The following is a 24,866-nucleotide window of genomic DNA, read 5'->3' as shown; positions in this document are numbered from 1 at the left end:
TCAGGGCCTCTAGCTCATGCCTGGTTAGAGCAGCGGACTCATAATCCGTTGGTGCTCGGTTCGACTCCGAGGGGGCCCACCAAAAAATATATTTGTGTAATCAAGAATTTACAGCCGCCAACGAAGGCGGCTGTTTTTTTGCGCGGCGTTTCAGGGCAAGACGCATGGCCCGTACAGCCATGCACCAGGTCAGAAAGGGCAGGCGCGGCCGCACGCCTGGGCGCATGGCGCATCCCCGCTGCTCCGGCCTGAATGGCCAAATTTGTTGCGTTGACGCAACGAATGGTCAATATTTCCCTCGGAACCTCGTCTCGCTGCCGTCGTCGCCCTGTCTGTTCTGGAACGAGGGATGAGCGAACCGCCACGCCGATTCCACCGGCGCGGTGCAGCGAGGAAACATGCGGCGCGTCAGCTGTGTGTTATGCGTTCGGAGGCTCGGCGCGGCAGGGAAATTCTCACGCTTTGTTGTTTCTCCATAGCCTTTGCGCAAAGGCACCGCAATAGAATCTCGTCGTCGCTACAACGCAGCTTCGCAGCTGTACTTTCATGCGTGAAATTGTCGTCTACGTACGTAGCCGCGAGAAATTCGGTGATCAGGTAGTTTCCTTTCCTGCTCTGTATCAGCTCAAGCAATGGTGGCCCAACGCACGGCTTCGTGTCGTGAGTGCCCACCAGGTCTCGACTTACTATCGGGCGCTCCCGTGGGTCGACGAATTCGTCCACGCACCGGGATTTGCCGCAATGCTGCGGGCCTTGCCGCCCCGCACTGACATGGTCGTGTGCCTGCACCACAGCAGCGAGCGCTATGGCCTTATCAGCCTGCTCAGGCGCCCACGGGCGCGGCTCGGGTTTCGCAACCACCGTCTGTCCGATGTCGCCTGGACGCATGCATGGCCGAAAAATATCAACGAGTACATCGGTCTGGCCAATTTGCAGGTGCTCAATTCGTATCGGCCGGTGCAGCCCGAGGCCACCGCGCGCCAATGCTTCGAGGCAATCGCGGCGCTCGCGCCCGGGGCTCCACCTCCTGCCGACGTCGTTCTGATTCCCGGAGGCGGTGACGGCGATTTCAAACGGTGGGGCATCCCGAACTTCGTGGCGTTGGCCGATCTGCTGAAAGCCAGGCTGGGCGCCGCGACGCGGTTCTCGTTCGTACTGGGCCCGGCGGAATCGGCGGAACAGGCGGCCTTGCAGGCGCTGCGCCGCCCCGACTTCGACCTCGTGAGCGGTAGGACGATTCCCGAGTTGGCGGCGCTGATGCTGCGGGCCCGGCTCGTCGTGGCCAATGATTGCGGGCCATCACATATCGGACAGGGCGCCTGCGTGCCGTATGTCGGCGTGTTCAACGAGGACAACCCTGAATGGTTCTGGAACCGTCCGTATTCGGCGCACGTGTGCCCACCGCCCGGGTGCAGCGATATTCAGCAGGTGGCGCCCGAAAAAGTGGCACAGGCATGCTTGGGCGTGTTGCAGCACGCGCCGGGGCCGGCTCAGGGAAGCGCGATTCCGGCGCGGCGCAGCAACTGGGCTGTTTCGTATAGCGGCAGACCCATTACGCCCGTATAGCTGCCCGACAGGTGCGCAATGAAGGTGGCCGCCAGGCCTTGTATGCCGTAGGCTCCCGCCTTGCCCCACGGTTCGCCACTGTCGCAATAACGGTAGATTTCGGCATCGCTGAGATCGCGCATGCGCACTTCGGACACCGATACCGCCTCATGCAAGTCGTCTGCATGCCACAGGGCGACGGCAGTATGGACCTGATGGCAACTGCCCGCCAGCCGCCTCAGCATGTGCGCCGCGTCGTCACGGTCGGCTGGCTTGCCCAACACGGTACCGTCCAATACCACCGTGGTGTCTGCAGCCAGTACAGGCAAGACTGGCAGCCGTTGCGAGAACATCCAGTGGCGTCCCCGCTCGGCCTTTTCCCGCGCGGTGCGACGTACGTAGTCTTCCGGACGTTCGCCGGCATGCTGCGGTTCGTCTTCGCCAGGCGGCGGCGGCACATTCAGCACAGTATGGGCCAGCCCGATCTGGGTCAGCAGTTCCCGGCGGCGAGGGCTCGCAGAAGCGAGATAAATCCGCCCGGTGGCATTGGGGGGAGCAGGGACATGTGCCATCGGCGGCTCAGGCGCGGTGATACGGATGATGGGTCAGAATTGCCCAGGCCCGGTAGAGTTGCTCGGCAAGTACAACCCGGACCATGGGGTGGGGCAGCGTCAATGAAGAAAGTCGAAATTGCCCGTCACAGCTTTGCTTCAGGCTCTCATCCAGCCCATCGGGGCCGCCCACCAGAAACACAACGTCGCGGCCGCCTGCCCGCCATTGTTCGAGCTGCCGCGATAGCGCGATGGTGGTCAGGTCACGGCCTCGTTCATCCAGGGCCAGACGCAAGGCGTTTGCCGGCACGGCTGCCTCGATGCGGCGCGCCTCGGCGGCCATCATCTGAGCCGGTGTCTTGCCCGTGGTGCGAGGCTCGGGTTTGATTTCGCGCAATTCAAGCGCGCAGTCCGGCGGGAGGCGCTTCGCATAGTCTTCCCAGGCGGTTTCCACCCAGCCCGGCATGCGGGTGCCGACTGCGATGACGATCAGCTTCACGGGTTCAGGCGTCGCTGTCGTCGACCCAGGAGGCGCCGGCGGCGGGTGCTGTGCCCGATCCGGGCAGAAGTTTCACGCGTACCGGCTTGTCGCCCCAGATTTCCTCCAGGTTGTAGTACTGCCGGATGGCGGGTTGCATGATATGGACGACGATGTCGCCCAGGTCGACCACCACCCATTCGCCGGTGTCTTCACCTTCGACGGTGATGCCGGACAGCTTGAGCGAACGCCCGCGGTCCGCCACGCTGGAGGCCAGCGCCCGGGTCTGTCGGTTGGATGTCGCGCTGGCGATCACCACCCGGTCGAACAGGCTGGTGATGTGGGTGGTGTTGAACACCTTGATGTCTTGCGCTTTGACGTCTTCAAGAGCGTCAATCACAGCGCGCTGTAGTTTCTGTATATCCATGTTCACAAATATAACCTGCCGCCGTCAGTGGCAGGAGAAAGCCGTTAAGGGCGGTTATCGATACAGGCCGTGCCTGGCGATGTAATCGGCAACCGCAGAGGGCAGCAGGCCCGCGGTGGACTCACCGCGAGCCAGTCTCTCGCGGATGTCGGACGCTGAGATCGCCATGGGCGTGAACGGCAACTGGGCCAGCATACGTCCGTGCGCCTGCAGCCAAGCCTGCAACTCCGAAGGCGGGGCAAGGGGAGTGCCAGGCCGGTTGGCAACGGCCAGTTCGACCCGCGCGACGATGTCCTGCCATCGATGCCAGGTGCAGAAATTGGCCAGTTGATCAGCCCCCAGCAGCCAGACGTAGACCGCATCGTCCGGCAAGGCCTGCAGTGTATCGATGGTGTAGGTGCGGCCGCCCCGCTCGAGTTCCGCTGGATTCACGGCCAGCCGGGCATCGGCGCCGATGGCAAGTTCGATCATGCGCAGGCGATGAGCGCCCGTGGCTCGCAATGGTGCACGCTGCCAGGGGTTGGCTGCGGGTATGAACTGCACCTGGTCCAGCTGCAATTCGTCGAGCGCGGCGCGGGCGAGCGACAGGTGCGCCCGGTGCACGGGGTCGAAGCTGCCACCAAGCAGGCCGATCCGCTTCACGCCCAATCTCGGGGTTGAAGAAACTCGGCCAGGGTGGCTTCATGCGTGCCCGGCGCAGGCTTCCATTCGTAGCGCCACTGCGCCAGCGGCGGCATCGAAAGCAGGATCGATTCGGTGCGCCCTCCGGATTGCAGCCCAAAGAGCGTGCCGCGGTCGAACACCAGGTTGAATTCGACATACCGGCCGCGCCGGTAGGCCTGGAAGTCACGGTGTGCCTGCGCATAGGGCGTGCTGCGGCGGCGCTCCACGATGGGCAGATAGGCCGGCAGGAAGGCGTCGCCCGCGGAACGCAGCAAGGCGAAAGATGCGTCAAAGCCAGGCTCGTTGAGATCGTCGAAGAAAATGCCCCCGACGCCGCGCATTTCCTGGCGGTGCTTCAGATAGAAATATTCATCGCACCAGCGTTTGTACCGGGGGTAGTAATCCCGCCCGTGCGGCTCGAGCGCAGCGCGGCATACCTGATGGAAATGGCGCGCGTCGTCCTCGAATGGGTAGTAAGGCGTGAGGTCGAGGCCGCCACCGAACCAGAAAACGTCGCTTTCATCGTGGCCGGGACGTGCCGCGGCCACGAACATGCGCACATTCATGTGCGTAGTGGGCACGTAGGGATTGCGCGGGTGCAATACCAGGGATACGCCCATCGCCTGCCAGGCCCGGCCCGCGAGTTCAGGCCGGTGGGCGCTGGCGGAAGGCGGCAATTGCTTGCCGTGCACGTGGCTAAACAGCACACCAGCCCGTTCAAACAGCTGTCCGCCCTCGATCAGCCGCGACACACCGCCGCCGCCCTCGGGCCGCTGCCAATGGTCGGTCTGGAACGACTCCAGGCCGGCATCCTCCAGGGCCTGCACGATTTGCGCCTGCAGGCCCGTGAGATACGCGTGGACATCGGAAACGGGAACAGCGTTCATGTTGACAGTGGAATTCAAGCCTGGGATCTGGGTTTTTGCTGCGAGGGGCGCAGGGCGCGCCAGCCGATGTCGGAGCGGTATTGGCGCCCCGGGAATTGCACCGAGTCGACCATGGCATAGGCACGCTCGCGTGCCATGCGCACCGAGTCGCCCAGCGCGGTTACACACAGCACGCGACCGCCGCTGGTCTTGAGCTGGTTGCCTTCAAGCCGCGTGCCGGCATGGAATATGGCGCAGTCCTCGGTTTCGGCGGGCAGCGCCGCAATGACGTCGCCGCTGCGCGGCGTGCCCGGATAGTTGTGCGCCGCCAGCACCACCCCCAGGGCGGTGCGTCGATCCCACACAATGTCGGCCTGGTCGAGCGTGCCGTCGACTGCGTGCTCGAGCGCCTCGAGCAGGTCGCTCTTTACGCGCATCATGATGGGCTGCGTTTCGGGATCGCCCATTCGGCAATTGAATTCGAGCGTCTTGATGGCACGATCGGGATCGTCGCCGGGGGCGATCATCAGGCCGGCATACAAGAAGCCGGTATAGGGAATGCCATCGCGCGCCATGCCTTGCACGGTCGGCAGGATGATCTCCCGCATGATGCGGTGGTGGAGCTCTGGCGTGATGATGGGCGCGGGCGAATAGGCGCCCATGCCGCCGGTGTTGGGGCCTTCGTCGCCGTCGCGCAGCCGCTTGTGGTCCTGGCTGGTGGCCAGCGCCAGCACGTTGCGACCGTCGACCATGACGATGAAACTGGCTTCTTCGCCGACCAGGCATTCTTCGATGACGACGCGTGCGCCAGCCTCACCCAGGCTGCCGTCACCCAGCATGGCATCGACGGCGGCATGTGCCTCTTCAAGAGTGGCAGCCACCACCACGCCCTTGCCCGCCGCCAGGCCGTCCGCCTTGATGACGATCGGTGCGCCTTGCTGATCGAGATAGGCATGCGCCTTGACTGGATCGGTGAAGGTCTCATAGCGGGCAGTGGGAATGCCATGGCGCACCATGAAGGCCTTGGCGTAATCCTTGGAGCTTTCGAGTTGCGCAGCCGCTTTGGTCGGGCCGAAAATCTTCAGGCCACGCTCGCGGAATACGTCCACGACGCCCGCCGCCAGAGGTGCTTCGGGGCCCACCACCGTCAGGGACACGCCTTCGCGCTGAACGAAATCGGCCAGATCTTCAGGGCTGGTGAGCGGCACGTTCTGCAGCAAGTCGCCGTGCTCGGTTCCGCCGTTGCCCGGCGCCACGTACACCTTGTGGACGCGGGGAGAGCGGGCCAGGCGCCAGGCCAGGGCATGTTCGCGGCCGCCGGAGCCGATTACCAGGAGTTTCATGTGTTGTTGCTTCTTAAAGTAGCCAGGGCGCAGCAGAAAACTCTCGCCAGGCGTGGGCCGGCGGCGGCATGCCGCGCTGCCGGGTCATTGGGCTTCGTCGAATACGACGGTCGTATAGACTTCCTGCACGTCGTCCAGGGCTTCCAGGGCGTCGAGCAGCTTCTGCATTTTCACGGCATCATCGCCGGTCAGTTCGGTTTCGTTCTGGGGCTTCATCACGATGCCCTCGACTTCGGCCTTCAGGCCCGCCGCCTCGAATGCCTTGCGCAGGGCGGCGTAGTCGGTGGGCGCGCAAATGACCTCGATGACACCTTCTTCGTCGGTAGCGACGTCTTCGGCGCCCGCCTCCAGGGCGGCTTCCATGACGGCGTCTTCGGCCGTGCCGGGCGCGAACACGAACTGGCCGCAATGCTTGAACATGAAGGCCACGGAGCCTTCCTGTCCCAGGTTGCCGCCGTTCTTGGCAAACGCATGGCGCACCTCGGCCACGGTGCGGGTGCGGTTGTCGGTCATGCAGTCAACCACCACAGCCGCGCCGCCTACGCCATAGCCTTCATAGCGCACCTCTTCGTAGTTGGCACCGTCGGCGCCGCCAGCCCCGCGCTGGATGGCGCGCTGGATGTTGTCCTTGGGCATGTTGGCGTCGGTGGCCTTGTCCCAGGCCATGCGCAGGCGTGGATTGCTGTCAGGGTCGGGGCCACCGGCGCGTGCCGCGACCGTGATCTCACGGATGATCTTGGTCCAGAGTTTGCCCCGCTTGGCGTCCTGGCGACCCTTGCGATGCTGGATATTGGCCCATTTGCTGTGTCCCGCCATGATGTTCCAGAAGGTGATATACGCGAAAGGGGCATTTTACCGTGCTTGAGGGCATGCGCGCGGCGTGGGGCGTGCGGATGCGCACAATTCGCTGCGCACGCAATACACTTGGGGCACTATTTTTGCCGCCCGGAGAGCCGCCATGCCAGAACCCATTGTCGTTGCCCAGAATGCCCAGGCACAACTGGCCTTGCTGCCGGCCCTGGCGAATCGCCACGGTTGCATCACGGGCGCCACCGGAACGGGCAAGACGGTAACGTTACAGGTGCTGGCCGAGGCGTTCTCGCGCATAGGCACCCCAGTGTTCATGGCCGACGTCAAGGGCGACCTCACCGGAATATCGCAAGCGGGCGCTTCCTCACCCAAATTGCAGGAGCGACTGAAGTCGCTCGGTCTGCCTGAGCCGGTCTGGGGCGCCAGTCCCACGGTGCTCTGGGACGTGTTCGGAGAGCAGGGTCTGCCCGTGCGTGCCACGGTTTCCGACATGGGGCCGCTGCTGCTTGCCCGCATGCTTGAGCTCAACGACACCCAGGAGGGCGTTCTGACCCTGGTCTTTCGCGTTGCCGACGACGAGGGCCAGTTGCTGCTTGACCTGAAAGACTTGCGCGCCATGCTGCAGAACGTGGCTGACCGCGCGGCGCAGCTCAAGACGCGCTACGGTAACGTTTCTGCCGCATCGGTGGGCGCCATTCAGCGCAGCCTGCTCAGGCTGGAGTCGCAGGGAGCAGACCGCTTCTTCGGCGAACCCATGCTAGACGTAAACGACCTGATGCGCACGAACGCCCAGGGCCGCGGAATCGTCAGCATTCTCGCGGCCGACAAACTGATGCAGGCGCCGCGGCTGTATGGCGTGTTCCTGCTCTGGCTGCTGGCCGACCTGTACGAGAAGCTGCCCGAAGTGGGCGACGCGGAGCAGCCCAAGCTGGTGTTCTTCTTCGATGAAGCGCATTTGCTGTTCGACGATGCTCCCAAAGCGCTGCTCGACAAGATCGAGCAGGTCGTGCGCCTGGTGCGTTCCAAGGGGGTAGGCGTGTTTTTCGTCACCCAGAATCCCCTGGACATACCCGATTCCGTCCTGGGCCAGCTGGGAAACCGGGTGCAGCATGCGCTGCGTGCGTTCACGCCGCGCGACCAGAAGGCAGTCAAGACCGCCGCGCAGACCATGCGGCCGAATCCTGGCCTGGATATCGAAGCCGCCATTACGGAACTGGGGGTAGGCGAGGCGCTGGTCTCGCTGCTCGACGCAAAGGGCCGGCCCACACCGACCGAGCGGGCGTACATCATGCCACCGGGCAGCCGCATCGGCCCCGCGACCGACGCAGAGCGCCAGGTGCTGCGGCAGGACGCCACCATGGCTGGCAAGTATGCGCAAGCCATCGATCGCGAGTCTGCCTACGAAGTGCTCAATGCACGGGCCAGCGCCGAAGCGCCTGCGGCCGAGGCGGGCAAGGCCGGGAAAGGCGCCGCAGCGACGCCCGGATCCGGTACGCAGCCCGATTCCGGGGGGCTCATGGGCGGACTGAGCGACGTGCTGTTCGGCTCCACGGGCCCACGCGGAGGCCGTCGGGATGGCGTCGTGCAGTCGGTGGTCAAGAGCACGGCCCGCACCCTGGCGCGGCAGCTGGTGCGAGGCATGCTGGGGTCTTTGCTGGGCTCGCGGCGGCGATAAGCCCCCTGTGGTTACCGGGCGACGAAGGCGCTGACGTCCTCCAGAGTCGCGGCAAAGCGCTGCACCATGTCGCGGACCTGTTCGGCTTCGATGATGAGCGGAGGGCAGAAGGCCACGGTGTCCTGAATGCCCCGCACGATCAGCCCGTGGGCGTGCGCACGTTCGTACGCATGCGCGCCGGCCTTGCCCAGCGGATCAAACGGCCGCCGCGTTGCTTTGTCGGCCACAAGTTCCACCCCGGCGATCAAGCCCAGCCCACGCACTTCGCCCACCAGCGGGTGGTCGGCCAGGGCGCGCAATTCTTGTTGCATCAGGGCGCCCATGTCCGCAGCGTGTTCGATCAGCCCGCGTTCGTCGATGATCTTCAGGTTTTCCAGGGCAACGGCGGCAGCCACCGGGTGGCCGCTGGCGGTATAGCCGTGGCCAAAGGTGCCCAGGCGTCCGCTGTGGGCCGCCACAGTGTCGGCAACCTTGGCATTCAACAGCAGCGCACCCAGTGGCTGGTATGACGAGGTGATCTGCTTGGAAAGCACCATGATGTCGGGCTCGATTCCAAGCACGTCCGATCCGAACCGCTGCCCCAGCCGGCCGAAGCCCGTGATGACCTCATCCGCGATGACAAGCAGGTCGTACTTGCGGCATACCGCCTGGATCTTTTGCCAATAGGTGCGTGGAGGTACGATGACGCCGCCGGCTCCCATCACGGGCTCGCCAATGAAGGCGGCAACCGTGTCCGGGCCTTCGCGCACGATCAGCGCTTCCAGTTCCGCCGCGAGACGCGTGGCGTAATCTTCTTCGGATTCGCCCGGCAACGCGTTGCGATAGTGGTGCGGACAAGCCGTATGCAGCATGCGAGGCAGGGGCAGGTCGAAATCATTGTGGTTGCCTGCCAGGCCGGTCAGGCTGGCTGACGCTACCGTCACGCCGTGATAGCCCCGCTGGCGTGCGATGATTTTTTTCTTGTCTTTGCGGCCCAGCGCATTGTTGTAGTACCACACCAGCTTGATGACTGTATCGTTGGCCTCGGAACCGGAATTGGTAAAGAAGGCCTTGGACATGCGGCCGCCGGTATAGCCTACGAGCCGCTCGGCCAGCTCGATGGCGGGCGCATGCGATTTGTGCGTGAACGTGTGGTAGTAAGGAAGTTTCTGCATCTGACGCGTGGCGGCATCCACCAGCCGTTGTTCGCCGAACCCTACCGCCACGCTCCAGAGGCCGGCCATGCCTTCCAGATACCGGCGCCCCTGGTCGTCGTACACATACACGCCTTCTCCGCGGTCGATCACGATCGGGCCGGTGCGCTGATGCGCAACGGCGTTGGTATAGGAATGCAGCTGGAATTGCACGTCGCGCAACTGGGTATCGTTCAATGAGCTCATGGTTCTGCCTGGAATAAGCGCCGGTCGATGCGCCGGCCGTGGATGGGCGTGTTATATCATCATCGGGTCGCTGCCGGTTCCGCGTGCTGCCTGCGCCACCGGCCCGGTTCACTCACCAACCCCCGCGCCCCATGAAAATCGTCTTCGCTTCCACCCATGAAATCGCCCCCCCCGAATGGATAGAACCGTTGGAGTCGGCGCTTCCTGGTTCCAAAGTCGTATTGTGGCGCCCCGAGCTCCCTCCACAGGACGCCGAGATCGCCGTCGTGTGGGGCCCGCCGGCGGCCCTGTTCGAGCGCGAAAAGAAACTGCGCGCCGTATTCAATCTGGGTGCCGGGGTCGATGCCCTGTTCAAGCTTCCCACGCTGCCGGCTGACGTACCCGTCGTCAGGCTCGAAGATGCCGGCATGGCCGTCCAGATGGCCGAGTACGCCGTGTGGGCAGTGGTACGGGCAAGCCGTCAACTTGACGACTACGCGGCCCAGCAACGGGCATCGTGCTGGCAGGCGTTGCCCGAGCTGGATCGCAGCCTGTGGCCCATAGGCGTGCTGGGCACCGGCGTCATGGGAACGCGGGTTGCCCAGGCCCTGGCCTCGCTCGACTATCCCGTGGCGGGCTGGTCACGCAGTGGCAAGGTTCCTGCAGGCGTCCAGGGCTTTGCCGGCATGGATCAATTGCCTGCCTTTCTGGCGCGCACCCGCGTGCTGATCAACACCCTGCCGCTTACCGACGAAACGCGTAATTTGCTGCGCCGCGACACGCTGGCGCAATTATTGCCCCAAGCCCATCTCGTGAACATGGGCCGGGGCGAGCATCTGGTGGAAGAAGATCTGTTGGCATTGCTCGAATCCGGGCACGTGCATGGGGCCACACTCGACGTCTTTCGCGAGGAACCGCTGCCAGCGGGACACCCCTTCTGGAATCACCCTCGCGTCACGGTCACGCCACACATTGCGGCGCTCAGTCTGCGGCGTGAAACCATCGCGCAGGTCGCCTCCAAGATCGGCCAATTCATCCGCGGCGAGCCCCTCACGGGCGTGGTCGCCCGCGACCGGGGTTACTAGCAGCCGTGATGCCCGCGGCGTCCGGGCGGGGCGCGGCAGCAGGGGCAGGGGTCCCGATTCCGCTGCAGGGACTCGGCCCCGGCAGGGCCCCGACGCACTTGATTTCTGACAATGCGGCGGTGTAAGACTGACTCCTACACTGCGGCATGGAAACGCGACCCTCTCCCCCAGAACTGGTAGCGCCAGCGGGCAGCCTTGCTGCCTTGAAAGCGGCGCTGAATGCCGGTGCCAGTGCCGTCTATCTTGGCCTCAAGAACGCCACGAATGCACGCAACTTCGCCGGCCTGAATTTCACTGAAAACGATGTGCGGGCAGGCGTCGACCTGGCGCATTCCACCGGCCGGCGAGTGCTTTTCGCCATCAATACCTTCCCGCAGGCGGGGCGAACACACGAATGGCGCGCCGCCGTCGATGCGGCTCACGCGTTGCAGGCCGATGCCGTCATCATGGCCGACCCGGGTCTCATGGCATACACCCGCGACCGCTATCCCGAACTGCGTCTGCATCTGTCGGTCCAGGGCTCTGCCACCCACGCCGACGCCATCGAGCTCATGCGCGAACAATTCGGCATCAGTCGGGTGGTGTTGCCGCGTGTACTCACCATGGCCGAGATCGGCCGAATATGCAGCCAGACGTCAGTCGAAATCGAAGTCTTCGGATTCGGCAGTCTGTGCGTCATGGCCGAAGGCCGCTGCCTGCTTTCGTCCTATGCCACCGGCGACTCGCCCAACAACAAGGGCGTATGTTCACCGGCCCATGCCGTGCGCTGGTACGAAACCGCCAGCGGCCTCGACGCCCGGCTCAATGGCATCCTGATCGACCGCTATGCGCCGGGCGAACCCGCGGCGTATCCCACCCTGTGCAAGGGTCGCTTCGAAGTTGAGGGAAAGCCCGATTACGCCATCGAAGAGCCCGCCAGCCTCAACGCGCTTGGCCTGCTGCCCGCCATCTGCAACATGGGCGTCGCGGCCATCAAGATCGAGGGCCGTCAACGCAGCCCTGCTTATGTCGCACAGGTTGTCGCCACGTTGCGCGCGGCACTGGACGCAGTGCATGCCGACTCGGCGCGATACTCCGTCAAGCCCGAATGGCTGGCGACCCTTGCCTCCCATGCCGAAGGGTCCCAAGTCACGCAGGGAGCCTTCGATCGCCCGTGGAAATGATGCTGATGCCTTACCAAATTTCACTGGGGCCCTTGCTCTACTACTGGCCCCGCCGCACCGTGCTGGACTTCTACGCCGCAGTGGCCGACAGCCCCGTCGACATCGTCTACGTGGGCGAAACCGTGTGCAGTCGCCGGCATGAGCTGCGAGCCGCCGATTGGCTCGATCTAGCGCGGGCATTGCGCGACGCGGGCAAGAGCGTGGTGTTGTCCAGCCAGACGCTCATCGAAACCAGTGCCGATGCCCACGCGCTGAAGCGCTGGTGCCAGCACGACGACTTCCTGATCGAGGCAGGGGAAATGGGCGCGTTGCGGCATCTTCCGGGGCGTCATTTCGTCGCCGGGCCACACACGAACGCGTACCATGCAGACACGCTGGCGTGGCTGGCTGCACAGGGCGCGATGCGGGTGGTGGTGCCGGTCGAAGTCGACCGCAACACGCTCCAATGCCTGTTGCAAGACCGGCCGCGTGGCATGCAGGCCGAAGTCATGGTGTGGGGGCGCCTGCCGCTGGCGTTTTCCGCTCGGTGCTTCACCGCCCGGCACTTCCGGCTCAAGAAAGAGGCGTGTGAATTCCGTTGTATCGAGCATCCCGATGGCATGACAATGCAAACGCGCGAGGGCCAGCCGTTCCTTACGCTCAATGGCATCCAGACACAGTCCGCGGCGTGCCTCGACCTTCTCGACCAAGCCGCGGAACTCAGCCGCATCGGCGTCGATGTATTGCGCGTCAGCCCCCAATCGCAGAATACTTTGCAGGTCATCCAGGCCCTCGAGCTTGTCCGCCGGGGGCTGCCGGCGCAAGACGTTCCCCCGCCGCCAGGAATGACGCGCTGCAACGGCTACTGGCATGGCCGCGCCGGCATAGACTATGTAGGCCCTCGATCATGAGCCGACCCACTGCATTCCTGGCGCGCGCTGAACGCTTCCTGCCGGCGCCCATGGTGTCCGCCCATTTCGCGCTGGGCCTCGAAGTGGCCCGCCATCTGAAGTGGTTGCAGCCGCCCGCCGAGATCGAGGGAAAGCGGTTTGCCATCAAAATAGAAGACCTGGGATTGCGCAGTTGTTTTACCTGTCGGCAGGGGCGCTTCCGACCGCTATGGGAGCGCGATGTCGACCTCGAGCTGGGCGCCAGCCTGGCCGACTACATCGCCATGGTCCGTGGCGCCAGCGACGCGGACACACTTTTCTTCCAGCGACGATTGCGCATAGCCGGCGACACCGAGTTAGGGTTGATCGTGAAGAATTGGCTGGATGCAACCGAACGGCCCGCCTGGCTACGGCGCATCGGACACGTCGGCCCATGAGCATTACACACAAGGGCCTCCCGCTGGTTTACTCGTGTTCGGGGTGTTCCAGTGTCGCGCAACTGGCCAACGAATTGGCGGTGCGCCTGGACCGTACGGGGATCGCGGAAATGTCGTGCATCAGCGGCGTAGGGGGAGGTGTGGACACGCTGGTCAAGCGGGCACGCAGTGGCCGGCCAATTCTGGCGCTCGATGGCTGCGTGTTGGCATGCGTGCAAGCCTGCCTGAGCAATGCAGGCGTGCAGGCTGACCGTCATCTACTGTTGAACCAATCCGGCGCGGGCAAGCGGTATCACAGCGAGTGTACTGAGGCTGAACGATCCGCCGCCTGGGCAGTGGTCGCCGACGCCGCGCGGCAGCTGCAGCAAACCACCCCGCCATCAGGCTGAATTGGGGGGCAGCCATGCTCCCGCCTTTGCCGATGCCGAATTCCCAATCCGGCCGCCGCGGAGTGTCGTAATTGAAGCTTGCCTTGCAACCTGGGTGGCATGCATTGAGCTCGGCTGCGCATGCGGGGGCCGCCACGAATTGGCGCTTCAGCAGCAGGCAGCGGAGGATCGAGGCGCGGTGGCCGGGGTCATTGCATCGGGCATGACCCCATGCAGCAGGTATTCGATCAGTTCGCGTACGGGGCGCACCGCGTCGCCGAAGGGCAGTTTGGACGTACCTCGGAAGAACAAGCCTTTCTCGACCTCGCCGCGAACGGCGGCAGCCAGCTTCAGATCGATGCAGAACTGCCCGAACCGGGCCAGTCCGTCGCGCAATCCACATTGAGTGAGGCAGTCCATGCGCTGTGTGCAGCGCCGCGGGTCAGGGCGAGCGTGTTGCTGCAGGCGCTCTTCCTGGCGCAGGTAGCGCAGCAACCATGGGGTGCCCACTGCGCGCGCCGGCAGGCCGGCAACGCTCACGAACTCCTTGAGGCCGTTTGGGTCGGCGTCGATCAGGACCCGCTTGAAATTGGGGTGGGCGTCGCCTTCTTCCGTCACGGCGAAGGCGGTACCCACCTGTACGGCATCGGCGCCGTTGTTCAGCCAGTATTTGACCTTGTCGTGGTTGCCGACACCTCCGGCGACGATAAGCTTGGGCGCGTCGCGGCTGAGCCCGAGTTCGTCGAACAGTGCGCGGCATTCGGCCAGGACCCGCCCGAAGCTGAAACGCTCATCATGAAGGTCCGACAGCTTGGTGGCGCCCAGATGGCCGCCGGCATGGCCGGGATGCTCGATGACGACCGCCGAAGCAAGGCGGCCTTTCTTAAGCCACTTTTTCAGCACGATGCCAACCCCGCGGGCTTCGGACAATATGGGAATGAGCGCGATCTTGGGGTGTTCGGCCGTCATGTCCGGAAGATCAATGGGCAGGCCGGCTCCCATGACGATGGCGTCGGTGCCGCTTTCGCAAGCTTGTTTCACCAGCGCGGCATGGTCGCGCACCGCCTTCATGACGTTAACGGCAATGAGGCCGCGGCCGCCAGAGCGGACTCGGGCGGCACGGATCTCGCGGTCGAGCGCTACGCGATTTGCCTGGTCGATGGCCGTGCGGTCGCGGCATTTGGCGGTTTGCTCGAGCAGATCGGGATGGTGATGGCGCAGGTCGACGCTGGCGATGGTGCCGACGGCGTTTTCGCTTGCGACCGTGCCGGCCAGGCGGTGTGCCGATATGCCCACCCCCATGCCCCCCTGGACGATGGGCAGCACCTCACGGCCGGCGAGAGTCAGAGTTTTGAACCACATGGAAAGAGAATCCCTAGTTTGGGCAACTGCGCAACGGTAGGCGATCACGCCAAGCCAAGTATTGCGCGAGATCAATTGGATCTAGCGATAAGCGAAGTTTGGAAACAACGATCGGAGCTCTGCCAGCGTGTGCCCGCTGAGCGTGGCGGTGGGCGCGGCGCCCGGTGAACTTCGGTGATTTTGCACCGCATAACTTGCCACGCCGCGCCGGCCGAGATCGCGCGCCAGCGCGAGCAATGCTGGTTCGGTCAGCCAGTCGGGGCTCCAGGTCGTGCGGCATTCGAACGGAACGCCGCTGGCCAGAAGAGTGTCCAGGCAAGCCTGAACGGCGGCATGGGTATTGGGGCGGCCAGTCAGGGCATCGTGACCCGCTGCGTCGCACTTGACGTCGAAACCGACCCAGTCGAGAAGCGGCAGCAAGTCTTGCAGCCGTGACGGATAGATGCCCGCGGTGTGTAGCGCCACGCGAAAGCCCAGCGCCCTGACCATGCGCACCATTTGGGGAAGCCTGGGTTCGCTCAAGGGCTCGCCGCCTGAAAACACGACTCCGTCCAGCAGTTTCTGTCGGGCTTGCAGGAAGTGCAGCGTAGCCTTCCATTCGTAATGGCCCCGGCGCAGTTGCAGGTGCGGATTGTGGCAATAGCTGCAGCGCCAAGGGCAACCGGCGATGAAGATGACGCAGGACAGCGTGCCGGGCCAATCGACGCTGGAGCAGGGCACCACGCCGCCGATGCAGGGGTCGCCTTGCGGCACCGATTGAACCGCGGCCGGAGCCGCGACCCATTGTGCCGGTGGGCAGGTGAAATCAGGCGGCACGTTGTTCGGAGAAGAAGCGGCGTTCATTGAATTCGCCTTGCTTGCCAATGTTGAATGAGGTCACCGGGCGGTGGTATCCCATGACGCGGGTCCAGATTTCGCAACGCACGCGTTGGCTGTCGGCCAGGGGAGCCGAGGCAGATAGAGGGAGGGACGAATCGAGGGGGTGCATGGAGACTCCTGATGAACGCGCCCGGCGAGCCGGGCATATTTGGCCGGGGCAGACTAGCCCTGGCCGTGATTGCAGGCCGGCTGCCGCGAAAGCAGCTCGGCATCGCACTTGGGGCAGAACTCGTGCCGGCCCGACAGGTACCCGTGCGTGGGGCAGATGGAGAACGTGGGCGTGACGGTGATGTAGGGCAGGCGGAAGTTCTCGAGCGCACGCCGCACCAGATCGCGGCACGCAGCGGCCGATGACACGGCCTCGTTCATGTACAGATGCAACACCGTGCCGCCCGTGTACTTGCTCTGCAGGGATTCCTGCATGGCAAGCGCGAGGAATGGGTCGTCGGTATGGCCCACCGGCAGTTGACTGGAATTGGTGTAATAGGGCTGCGCATCGGTGCCCGCCTGCAGTATGTCGGCCCAGCGCTTGCGATCTTCGCGTGCGAAACGATACGTGGTTCCTTCGGCGGGCGTAGCCTCGAGGTTGTAGAGGTGACCGGTGGATTCCTGGAATTCGGTCATGCGGGCGCGCACGTGGTCGAGCAGCCGAACGGCCATGGCATGCCCCTGCGGCGCCGTGATGTCGTAGGCATCACCGCTGAAATTGCGCACCATTTCGTTGATGCCGTTGACCCCTAGCGTGCTGAAGTGGTTGCGCAGCGTACCCAGATAACGCCGGGTGTAGGGGTACAGGCCCTGGTCGATATAGCGTTGCACGATCTTGCGCTTGACCTCGAGCGCGTCGCGCCCGAGTTCGAGCAGCGTATCCAGGTGCCGGATCAGTGCGGCCTCGTCGCCGGCATGCAGATAGCCCAGGCGTGCGCAGTTGACGGTGACCACGCCCACCGAGCCGGTCTGCTCTGCCGAGCCGAACAGGCCGTTGCCACGTTTGAGGAGCTCGCGCAGGTCGAGTTGCAGCCGGCAGCACATCGACCGGACCATGTGGGGTTCGAGATCGGAGTTCAGGAAGTTCTGGAAGTAAGGCAGCCCGTACCTGGCCGTCATTTCGAAAAGCAGTTCGGTGTTGGGGTGGTTCCAGTCGAAATCGGAAGTGATGTTGTAAGTGGGAATGGGGAATGTGAACACGCGTCCCTTGGCATCGCCGGACATCATTACCTCGATGTAGGCGCGATTTATCATGTCCATTTCGGCCTGAAGCTCGCCGTAGCTGAACGGCGTTTCCTGGCCGCCGATATAGGGAATCTGATCTCGCAGGTCGGCGGGGCAGGTGAGGTCGAATGTCAGGTTGGTGAACGGCGTCTGGGTACCCCAACGGCTTGGCACGTTCAGGTTGTAGATGAGTTCCTGCATCGCCTGCTTGACCTGCGCGTAAGACATGTTGTCGCTACGCACGAATGGCGCCATGTAGGTGTCGAACGAACTGAAAGCCTGCGCGCCCGCCCATTCGTTTTGCAGCGTGCCCAGGAAATTGACGATCTGGCCTATTGCCGCCGACATGTGCCGGGGCGGCGTGGCCTCGACCTTGCCGGGAATGCCGTTGAAGCCTTCGGTAAGCAACTGGCGTAGTGACCAGCCTGCGCAATAGCCGCTGAGCATGTCCAGGTCATGGATATGTATGTCGCCATCGCGGTGGGCCTGCCCCACGGCAGGGTCGTAGACGTGCGAAAGCCAGTAGTTGGCAGTGACCTTGCCCGCCACGTTCAGAATGAGGCCGCCCAGGCTGTAGCCCTGGTTGGCGTTGGCATTGACCCGCCAGTCGCGCTGGTCGAGGTACTCTTCCATGGCGCTTTCGACGTCGACCAGCGTGTGACGAAGGTTGCGCAATCGGGCGTGCCGCTCGCGGTACACGATGTAGGCTCTCGTGGTGTGCCAGCACCCCGCTTCAACCAGCGTTTCCTCGACCATGTTCTGAATGGTTTCAATGCCGGGGCAGGGGTAGGCCGAAAGGCGCGACGCTACCCGCGCGCCCAGGATCTCTGCCGCCGCCGCGTCGACTTCGCCGGTGGCGTGGCCAGCTGCGGCTATGGCGCGCACGATCTTGGCGCCTTCGAAGCTGACGACGCGGCCGTCGCGCTTGAGGATGTGTAGGGGCGTCATGGAAAGCACTTCATGTAGTGTGAGTGCGGCTAGACTACTACTACATCCTGTGGCCAGAAAGCTCGGGCGTGAGGGAATGCGGGGCTGCTTGATGCGACGCAATCAGCCTATTCTTCTGCCGATTTTTTGCGTCAGATCAAGTCGTCGGGAGGCCGTCATTTGCATAATGGCCTCATGCAATCGCCCCCTTCGTTCTCGCGCGACATCCTGGCCCGTCTCGACAAGAACGGTCCACGCTATACCTCCTACCCCACGGCCGACCGCTACGACGCCACGTTCGGGGCGCATCAATACCAGCGCGCCCTGGCAGCACGTGCGCGGTTGCCCGCGGCGGAGCCGCTCTCGTTGTATGTGCACATCCCGTTCTGCGAAGCGCTGTGCTACTACTGCGCGTGCAACAAGGTCATCACCCGGCATCACGAGCGAGCCGCCCGCTACCTGAAGGCCTTGCAGCGCGAAATGGCCCTGCATGCACAGGTGCTGGGCCGCCAGCAGCCAGTCTCGCAGCTGCACCTCGGGGGCGGCACGCCCACCTTTCTTTCCGACGCCGAACTGACAGAACTCATGGGCGCGCTGCGCAGCCACTTTGGCCTGTTGCCCGACGCCGAACTGTCGATCGAGGTCGATCCGCGCACGGCGACTCCCGAGCGCCTGGCGCACCTGTCCAAGCTGGGGTTCAACCGCCTTAGCCTGGGCATCCAGGACTTCGACCCCGCCGTGCAAAAGGCGGTGCACCGCATCCAGTCATATGAAAGCGTACGGGACTTGGTGCACAGCGCGCGCAGGCTGGGCTTCGAGTCCATCAACATGGACCTGATCTACGGCCTGCCGTTGCAATCCACCGAGTCGTTCGGGAATACGCTCGGTCAGGTATGCGAGCTTCGGCCTGACCGCATTGCCCTGTACGGCTATGCCCACCTGCCGGAGCGTTTCAAACCGCAGCGCCGCATCCTTTCGGCCGAACTGCCCAGCGGTGAAACCCGCATCGCGCTGCTGAGCGGGGCGATTGACCGATTCCTGGCAGCGGGCTACGACTACATCGGCATGGATCACTTTGCGTTGCACGACGATGCGCTTGCCCAGGCGAAGCGTGCGGGGCGGCTGCACCGCAACTTTCAGGGGTACAGCACGCAGCCCGACCGCGATCTCATCGCACTCGGCGTCTCGGCGATAGGCAAGGTGGGGCCAAGTTACAGCCAGAACGCCAAGACGCTGGACGGCTACTATGCGTGCATCGAAAACGATGCTTTCGCCGTCGAGCGCGGGCTGGCGCTGACCTCCGATGACCTGCTGCGACGCGACGTCATCATGTCCATCATGTGCCAGGGGCGCGTCGAGTTCAGGGCCATCGAAGTGCAGCATGGCGTCGACTTCGTAAGCTATTTTGAGACCGAACTGCGGGCCATGCAGGGCTTGGTTGGCATGGGCCTGGTGCGGTGCGAAGCTGGTGCGCTGCGCGTTACGGATATGGGTTGGTATTTTGTGCGTGCGGTAGCCATGGTGTTTGACCAATACCTGCGCGTGCGCGCTACGCAGGCGCAGTATTCACGCATCGTGTGAATCCGCGCCTGGCGGCGCCGCCCGCTGTTCAGGGCGGCGCCGAAGTGTTGCTGCGCCGCTGGGCCTGTGTCACCAGCGACAGGCCGGCCACCACGATCAGCACCATGCCGGCCATTGCCAGCATGTCGGGCGGCCGCGCGAACAAGAAGGTGCTGAACGCAACAGCCATCAGCAGGTGGAAATAGTTGAACGGAGCCAGAGTCGATGCCGGCACGCGGCGAAAAGCGGCGATCAGCAAGATCTGCCCCAGGCCGTTGCTGACGCCGAGCAGCACGATGAATGCCCAGTGCCCGGCGTCGGGCCAAGGGTCGGGCAGGAAGAACGGCGCCGGCAGGGCGGTCATGACCAGGCACACCAGGGCGGTGGATCCGTACTGGACATGGCTGGCCACTCGGCCTGAAAGCTTGCGTGTCAGGACCTGGAACAACGCATAGCTGACCGCTGAAATTGCCATCAGGACGGTGCCCAGCCGGGGCAGATCGCCGCCGGGGCGTACGATGAGCAGCATGCCGGCGCAACCCAGCGCAACGGCACCCCACTGCCGCGCACCCACGCGTTCGCTCAAGAGCCATGGTGACAACGCCACGACAATGAGGGGTGACGTGAAGTAGATGGCCGTGGCTTCTGAAAGCGGCATCCAGATGAGCGCCGTCATGAAGCAGGTGCCCACGGTACCCAGCGCCAGCCCGCGTGCCAATAACAGCCCCTTGTCGGGTACGGTCGACCAGCGGGGCAACCCGTGGCTCACCAATAGGCCCACGCCTATGGTCGCCACGGACAGATAGCGCATGACATTCAGGAACGGGGCCGGGTAGAAGGCCAACAAGTGCTTGATGGCGGCGTCGAAGCTGGCGAACAGCACCAGCGCCGCGAGGTACAGCGCGATGCCGGCGCCCGGGCTGCGCGAGGTATCCGGCAACGCGGCGGAGCGGGGGCTAGACATGAGGGGCGGCGGGCGGATCAGTCGGGTGCGCCCTGCGCCATGCCCTGCAGGAACGCGTCGAGCGCCGGCCCGATGGCTTCGACGAGGTAGCCGCCTTCCTGGACGACCACGGTGGGCAGCCCCAGGCCATTGACCCGTTCGCCAATATGGCGATAGGCGTCGATGTCGAGCTTGAGCACGCTGATGGGGTCATCGATGTAGGTGTCAAAGCCCAGTGGAAGCACGAGCGCGCGAGGCCGGTAGTCGCGCAGCGCCACCAGCGCGTTGTCGAGTGCGGCCAGAAACGTTTCGGTATCGGCACCGTGGGCCAGCGGGAAGTTGAGGTTGTATCCATGACCGCTGCCATAGCCGCGTTCGTGCGCATGACCGGTATAGAACGGGTAATAACCCGCTGGGTCGGCGTGGAGCGACAGCGTCATGACGTCGGGGCGTTGGTAGAAAATCTGTTGGGTGCCGTCGCCATGATGGGCGTCGACGTCCAGGATTGCGATCTTGCCATAAGTCTGCAGCAGACGTTGGGCGGCGGCGGCGCTGCTGTTCAGGTAGCAGAAGCCGCTGGCTCTGTCCCGATGGGCATGATGCCCCGACGGGCGGCAAAGTGCATAGGCCACGCCCTGATGCTGGTTCACCCAGTCGGCGGCAGCCACGGCGCTGTGCATGGAGCGCAGCGCGGAGCGCCAGGTGTGAGGGCCGATGGGGCAGGACAGGTCGCCCAGATAATAGCCGGCCTGCGCAACAATCGAGGTCGACGGGCAAGGCCCGCGGTCGGCCTGTTCGGCGCGGCCGCTGTGATAGGGGGCCAGGTTCGGCAAGACTTCATCGCCCGGGTCCATGCCCTGGGCACGCAGCGCCAGCCAGCGTGTATGCGCATGTTCCAGGAAATCGAGATAGTCGGGGCTGTGCACGCCATGCAGCGGGCCGCGGCCGTAGTCGGGCGGCCTTTCGATCGTCACCCCGCGCGCCGCGAGCGCGGCCTGCAGCGCCTGCGCCCGGGATGGCGTGTCGGTGGGTGCGCACAGGCGGCCCAGCCGCATGAACTGCATCGGCTGGTGCAGCATCTGTTCTTCGCAGAAAAAAGCCTTCATGAAGACTCCTAGGCTTGCTTGAGCTCAATTTCCACGAAGACGAATTCAGTGTCACTCGGGTTGATGACGTTGTGCTCGACGCCCACGGGGCGAAAGTACGAAACGCCGGTGCGCAGGTCACTCGTGATCGGCCCATCGGCGGTCTCGAGCAACAGCGGCCCCGTGGTCTGAGGCACCACGACATAGGGCATGCCATGGCGATGCCAGCCCGTTTCTCCATTGGGCGGAAACCGCCATTCGGTCACCCGCACATGTTCATTGTCGATCTGGACCGTGGGTACTGCGCCGGGGCGCTTCATGGGTTGTCTCCTGATAGGGTGCGGCTTCAGGCCGGCATCACTTGGGCGAGGATATCCATGGCTTCGCTCATGGTGTCGTCGCCAATGGTTAACGGGAATAAAAATCGGATGACATTGCCGTGCACGCCACAACTGAGCAGCAGCAAATGCTTCTCGAGAGCGCGAGCCTGGAGTCGGCGCGTGAAATCCGGACGGGGAGAGCCGTCGTCGGGGTCGCGGAATTCTGCAGCCACCATGGCGCCCAGGGCTCGCACGTCGGCCAGTTCGGGTACGCGTGGCCGCAAGGCCTCGAGGTGGCGGCACAGGCGAGCTCCCTGCGCCGCGCCTCGCGCGGGAAGCTCGTCTGCCTGCATCGCGCGGACCACTTCGAGGGCCGCTGCGACGGCCAGGGGGTTGCCCGCGTAAGTGCCTCCCAGGCCGCCTGGCGATGGTGCATCCATGACCTCGGCTCGCCCGCACACGGCGGACAAGGGCATGCCGCCAGCCAGCCCCTTGGCGATGGCCGTGAGATCGGCCGCGACGCCGTAGTGCTCCATGGCGAACATCTTGCCGGTGCGGCCGAACCCCGTCTGGACTTCATCGGCAATCAACAGGATGCCGTGTTCGTTGCACAGCGCGCGCAGAGCCTGCATGAACTCGGGAGGGCAGATGTTGAAGCCGCCTTCTCCCTGCACGGGTTCGATGATGATGGCGGCGACCCGGCGCGGGTCGACATCAGTGTCGAACAGGCTGCGCAGCCCCGCCAGAGCATCGGCCACCGAAATACCCCGGCCGGGGTTGGGGTAGGGAGCGTGATAGACGTCGGCGGGAAAGGGGCCGAAGCCCGTCTTGTAGGGGGCCACCTTGCCGGTGAGCGCCATGCCCAGCAATGTCCGGCCGTGGAAGCTGCCGCCAAAGGCGATGAGCGCGGAACGTCCGGTGGCGCAGCGAGCGATCTTGACCGCGTTTTCGACGGCTTCGGCGCCTGTGGTGAAGAGCGCGGTCTTCTTGGGGAAGTCTCCTGGCACCAGCCGATTCAGGTGCTCGGCGAGCTCGATGTAGCTGGCGTACGGGACGATCTGATAGGCGGTGTGCGTGAACCGCTTGATCTGGGCCTCGATCGCCTGGACAACGCCGGGATGACGGTGCCCCGTGTTGAGCACGGCTATGCCGCTGGCGAAGTCGATATAGCGGCGCCCCTCGATATCCCACAATTCGGCGTTGTCTGCGTGATCGGCGTAGAAGTTGCACATGACGCCTACGCCGCGCGGCGTAGCCGCTTCCTTGCGGCGTGTCAGGTCGGCGTTGTTCATAACGCAGGCTCCGGTTGCAGATCCGCCGGCGGGTCCCAGTGCTGGCCGGGAATGGCCGAGATCAGCTTTTGCGTGTAGGGGTGCTGAGGCCGATCAAAAATCTGCCTCGGACTGCCGTACTCCACAACCTTGCCCTGGTGCATCACCAGCACTTCATTGCATATCTGTGCGGCGACCCGCAAATCGTGCGTGATGAAGATCAGGGCGATCTGCAGGCGCTGCTGCAGTTGGTGCAGCAGTTGCAGCACCTGGGCTTGCACCGAGACATCCAGCGCGGACACTGATTCATCCGCCACCAGTATCTTTGGCTCCAGGGCCAATGCGCGTGCAATGCCGATCCGTTGCCGCTGGCCACCCGAGAACTGGTTTGGATAGCGATCGAATGCCGACGCTTCGAGGCCGACCAGTTCCAGGAGCTCGCGCGCGCGCGCCTCGGCGCGGCCGCGATCCTGGCCGCTTGCGACCGGGCCGTCGCTGATGATGCGGCCCACGGTGTGGCGGGGGTTGAGCGAGGCAAATGGGTCCTGGAAGATCATCTGTATGTCTTTGCGCAGGGGCCGGAACTGGCTCTCGCTCAGGCCGGCGATATCGCGGCCATTGAAGATCATCTGGCCGTCATCGATACCAATGAGCTTGAGCAGGCATTTGCCGATGGTGGATTTGCCGGACCCGGATTCTCCGACAATGCCCAATGTCTGGCCGCGCTGGATTGCGAAGCTGACGTCGTCAACGGCGCGCACTACGCGCTTGCGGCCCAGCCAGCCTCGGCCGGTGACATACGTCTTGCAAAGCCCGCGCACTTCCAGCACGGGCGGGCTCTGACCGCTGTTTGTGGCTTCGTCGGCACGGCGGCGCGGCACGGCGCCGATGAGCCGCTGGGTGTAGGGGTGGCGCGGGGAGTTCAAAATCTGGTCGGCCGGTCCTTGTTCGACGAGTTCGCCTTGTTCCATGACGGCCACGCGATGGGCGATTTCTGCGACCACGCCAAAATCATGGGTCACGAACATGACGCCCATGCCTTTTTCTTTCTGGATGCGCGCGATCAGTGCGAGTATCTGCGCCTGGGTGGTGACATCCAGAGCCGTCGTGGGCTCATCGGCGATCAGCAGCGCGGGTTCCAGCGCCAGCGCCATCGCGATCATGACGCGCTGGCGCTGACCGCCCGACAGACGGAACGGGTACACGTGGAAGAGCATGGCCGGATCGGGCAGGCCGACAAACTCCAGCAGTTCGAGTACGCGGCGCATGCGCGCCTCGCCCGGGTAAGCGTGGTGTACGCGCATGACCTCGGCGATCTGTTCACCTACGGTCATCAGGGGATTCAGCGCCGACAGCGGTTCCTGGAAGATCATGGCCATGTCTTTGCCGCGCATGGCCTGCAGGCGCGATTCGTCCTGCTGCAGCAGATCGGTGCCCCGCAGGAGGATCTGGCCGCTTTGCGGCGTCAGATAGCTGGGCAGCAGGCCCATGATGGCGTTCGCGCTCATTGACTTCCCGGAGCCGGATTCGCCGACGATGCACAGAATCTCGCCCGCATGGACGTCGTACGAAATGTCGCGCACGGCGTAGCGCCTGTCGCCACCCGCTGGCAGCGTGATGGTCAGGTTGCGTACGGACAGCAGAGGGGGGGAGTCGCTCATGTTGCCTC

Annotated in this window: 25 protein-coding genes and 1 tRNA gene; 9 read left to right on the top strand and 17 right to left on the bottom strand. The window is 64.2% G+C overall.

What is annotated here, in order from left to right; genetic code table 11:
* Positions 1-3 precede the first annotated feature (3 nt).
* Positions 4-82, top strand: a tRNA-Ile gene (locus ACV17W_RS05395).
* 464 nt (positions 83-546) lie between these two features.
* On the top strand, positions 547-1,566 hold the full coding sequence (locus ACV17W_RS05390; RefSeq protein WP_462595410.1) for a glycosyltransferase family 9 protein: 1,020 nt from the start codon (positions 547-549) through the stop codon (positions 1,564-1,566).
* Here the strand turns inward: ACV17W_RS05390 and ACV17W_RS05385 are convergent.
* The 7 genes from ACV17W_RS05385 to ACV17W_RS05355 all read right to left on the bottom strand — a co-directional run bounded on the left by ACV17W_RS05385 (position 1,491) and on the right by ACV17W_RS05355 (position 6,689).
* Complete coding sequence (locus ACV17W_RS05385; RefSeq protein ID WP_462595409.1) at positions 1,491-2,117, bottom strand: Maf family protein; 627 nt, start codon at positions 2,115-2,117, stop codon at positions 1,491-1,493. The genes ACV17W_RS05390 and ACV17W_RS05385 overlap by 76 nt on opposite strands.
* 7 nt (positions 2,118-2,124) lie before the next feature.
* Entirely contained in the window at positions 2,125-2,595 is a 471-nt protein-coding gene (rlmH, locus tag ACV17W_RS05380) for a 23S rRNA (pseudouridine(1915)-N(3))-methyltransferase RlmH (protein WP_462595408.1), read from the bottom strand.
* A 4-nt stretch (positions 2,596-2,599) separates the two neighbouring features.
* The gene (gene rsfS, locus ACV17W_RS05375; RefSeq protein WP_462596469.1) at positions 2,600-3,001 is read right to left on the bottom strand and encodes a ribosome silencing factor; all 402 of its coding nucleotides are present in this window, start codon (positions 2,999-3,001) and stop codon (positions 2,600-2,602) included.
* 54 nt (positions 3,002-3,055) lie between these two features.
* Positions 3,056-3,643: a nicotinate (nicotinamide) nucleotide adenylyltransferase gene (gene nadD, locus ACV17W_RS05370; protein ID WP_462595407.1), complete on the bottom strand. Its 588-nt coding sequence runs from the start codon at positions 3,641-3,643 to the stop codon at positions 3,056-3,058.
* Positions 3,640-4,551 carry an oxygen-dependent coproporphyrinogen oxidase gene (hemF, locus tag ACV17W_RS05365; RefSeq protein WP_462595406.1) on the bottom strand — a complete coding sequence of 304 codons (912 nt, stop codon included), beginning with the start codon at positions 4,549-4,551 and terminating at the stop codon, positions 3,640-3,642. Before hemF ends, nadD begins: the two co-directional genes overlap by 4 nt.
* A gap of 14 nt (positions 4,552-4,565) precedes the next feature.
* On the bottom strand, positions 4,566-5,873 hold the full coding sequence (purD, locus tag ACV17W_RS05360; RefSeq protein ID WP_462595405.1) for a phosphoribosylamine--glycine ligase: 1,308 nt from the start codon (positions 5,871-5,873) through the stop codon (positions 4,566-4,568).
* Positions 5,874-5,957: 84 nt separating this feature from the next.
* Positions 5,958-6,689: a YebC/PmpR family DNA-binding transcriptional regulator gene (locus ACV17W_RS05355; protein WP_462595404.1), complete on the bottom strand. Its 732-nt coding sequence runs from the start codon at positions 6,687-6,689 to the stop codon at positions 5,958-5,960.
* 142 nt (positions 6,690-6,831) lie between these two features.
* On the opposite strand from ACV17W_RS05355, the gene ACV17W_RS05350 reads away from it, so the two are divergent.
* Positions 6,832-8,358, top strand: a complete 1,527-nt coding sequence (locus ACV17W_RS05350) for a helicase HerA-like domain-containing protein (RefSeq protein ID WP_462595403.1) — start codon at positions 6,832-6,834, stop codon at positions 8,356-8,358.
* Between the two features lie 11 nt (positions 8,359-8,369).
* Here the strand turns inward: ACV17W_RS05350 and ACV17W_RS05345 are convergent, their stop codons facing one another.
* On the bottom strand, positions 8,370-9,737 hold the full coding sequence (locus ACV17W_RS05345) for an aspartate aminotransferase family protein (protein ID WP_462595402.1): 1,368 nt from the start codon (positions 9,735-9,737) through the stop codon (positions 8,370-8,372).
* Positions 9,738-9,868: 131 nt separating this feature from the next.
* Here ACV17W_RS05345 and ACV17W_RS05340 point away from each other — a divergent pair, with 131 nt between their 5' ends.
* The 5 genes from ACV17W_RS05340 (at position 9,869) to ACV17W_RS05320 (ending at position 13,659) form a co-directional block, all read left to right on the top strand.
* Positions 9,869-10,801 carry a 2-hydroxyacid dehydrogenase gene (locus ACV17W_RS05340; RefSeq protein ID WP_462595401.1) on the top strand — a complete coding sequence of 311 codons (933 nt, stop codon included), beginning with the start codon at positions 9,869-9,871 and terminating at the stop codon, positions 10,799-10,801.
* Positions 10,802-10,947: 146 nt separating this feature from the next.
* Complete coding sequence (gene ubiU, locus ACV17W_RS05335; protein ID WP_462595400.1) at positions 10,948-11,964, top strand: ubiquinone anaerobic biosynthesis protein UbiU; 1,017 nt, start codon at positions 10,948-10,950, stop codon at positions 11,962-11,964.
* 5 nt (positions 11,965-11,969) lie between these two features.
* Complete coding sequence (locus ACV17W_RS05330; protein ID WP_462595399.1) at positions 11,970-12,854, top strand: U32 family peptidase; 885 nt, start codon at positions 11,970-11,972, stop codon at positions 12,852-12,854.
* Positions 12,851-13,270 (top strand): ubiquinone anaerobic biosynthesis accessory factor UbiT, encoded by a 420-nt coding sequence (gene ubiT / locus ACV17W_RS05325; protein WP_462595398.1) that lies wholly within the window; start codon positions 12,851-12,853, stop codon positions 13,268-13,270. Before ACV17W_RS05330 ends, ubiT begins: the two co-directional genes overlap by 4 nt.
* Complete coding sequence (locus ACV17W_RS05320; RefSeq protein WP_462595397.1) at positions 13,267-13,659, top strand: putative zinc-binding protein; 393 nt, start codon at positions 13,267-13,269, stop codon at positions 13,657-13,659. The genes ubiT and ACV17W_RS05320 overlap by 4 nt, the downstream gene beginning before the upstream one ends.
* Positions 13,660-13,806: 147 nt before the next feature.
* Here the strand turns inward: ACV17W_RS05320 and ACV17W_RS05315 are convergent, their stop codons facing one another.
* The 4 genes from ACV17W_RS05315 to ACV17W_RS05300 form a co-directional block, all read right to left on the bottom strand.
* Positions 13,807-15,000 carry an NAD(P)H-dependent flavin oxidoreductase gene (locus tag ACV17W_RS05315; protein WP_462595396.1) on the bottom strand — a complete coding sequence of 398 codons (1,194 nt, stop codon included), beginning with the start codon at positions 14,998-15,000 and terminating at the stop codon, positions 13,807-13,809.
* A gap of 81 nt (positions 15,001-15,081) precedes the next feature.
* Positions 15,082-15,843: an anaerobic ribonucleoside-triphosphate reductase activating protein gene (locus ACV17W_RS05310; protein ID WP_462595395.1), complete on the bottom strand. Its 762-nt coding sequence runs from the start codon at positions 15,841-15,843 to the stop codon at positions 15,082-15,084.
* On the bottom strand, positions 15,806-15,988 hold the full coding sequence (gene nrdD, locus ACV17W_RS05305; protein WP_462595394.1) for an anaerobic ribonucleoside-triphosphate reductase: 183 nt from the start codon (positions 15,986-15,988) through the stop codon (positions 15,806-15,808). Before nrdD ends, ACV17W_RS05310 begins: the two co-directional genes overlap by 38 nt.
* 53 nt (positions 15,989-16,041) lie before the next feature.
* On the bottom strand, positions 16,042-18,039 hold the full coding sequence (locus tag ACV17W_RS05300) for a ribonucleoside triphosphate reductase (RefSeq protein ID WP_462595393.1): 1,998 nt from the start codon (positions 18,037-18,039) through the stop codon (positions 16,042-16,044).
* Between the two features lie 174 nt (positions 18,040-18,213).
* On the opposite strand from ACV17W_RS05300, the gene hemN reads away from it, so the two are divergent.
* A complete protein-coding gene (gene hemN / locus ACV17W_RS05295) occupies positions 18,214-19,599 on the top strand; it encodes an oxygen-independent coproporphyrinogen III oxidase (RefSeq protein WP_462595392.1) in 1,386 nt (461 codons plus the stop codon).
* A 28-nt stretch (positions 19,600-19,627) separates the two neighbouring features.
* Here the strand turns inward: hemN and ACV17W_RS05290 are convergent, their stop codons facing one another.
* Genes ACV17W_RS05290 through ACV17W_RS05270 form a run of 5 tightly spaced genes read right to left on the bottom strand, consistent with a single transcriptional unit; the run spans position 19,628 to position 24,858 of the window.
* A complete protein-coding gene (locus ACV17W_RS05290; protein WP_462595391.1) occupies positions 19,628-20,542 on the bottom strand; it encodes a DMT family transporter in 915 nt (304 codons plus the stop codon).
* A gap of 17 nt (positions 20,543-20,559) precedes the next feature.
* The gene (locus tag ACV17W_RS05285; protein ID WP_462595390.1) at positions 20,560-21,627 is read right to left on the bottom strand and encodes a histone deacetylase family protein; all 1,068 of its coding nucleotides are present in this window, start codon (positions 21,625-21,627) and stop codon (positions 20,560-20,562) included.
* 8 nt (positions 21,628-21,635) lie between these two features.
* Positions 21,636-21,926: a cupin domain-containing protein gene (locus ACV17W_RS05280; protein WP_462595389.1), complete on the bottom strand. Its 291-nt coding sequence runs from the start codon at positions 21,924-21,926 to the stop codon at positions 21,636-21,638.
* 26 nt (positions 21,927-21,952) lie between these two features.
* Positions 21,953-23,218, bottom strand: a complete 1,266-nt coding sequence (gabT, locus tag ACV17W_RS05275; RefSeq protein WP_462595388.1) for a 4-aminobutyrate--2-oxoglutarate transaminase — start codon at positions 23,216-23,218, stop codon at positions 21,953-21,955.
* Positions 23,215-24,858 (bottom strand): ABC transporter ATP-binding protein, encoded by a 1,644-nt coding sequence (locus ACV17W_RS05270; protein ID WP_462595387.1) that lies wholly within the window; start codon positions 24,856-24,858, stop codon positions 23,215-23,217. Before ACV17W_RS05270 ends, gabT begins: the two co-directional genes overlap by 4 nt.
* Positions 24,859-24,866: the final 8 nt, after the last annotated feature.

Source organism: Bordetella sp. MIP270_01_BMS (genome assembly GCF_054958705.1).
The sequence above is the reverse complement of the archived record's forward strand: the minus strand, read 5'-3'. Positions and strand labels throughout refer to the sequence as shown.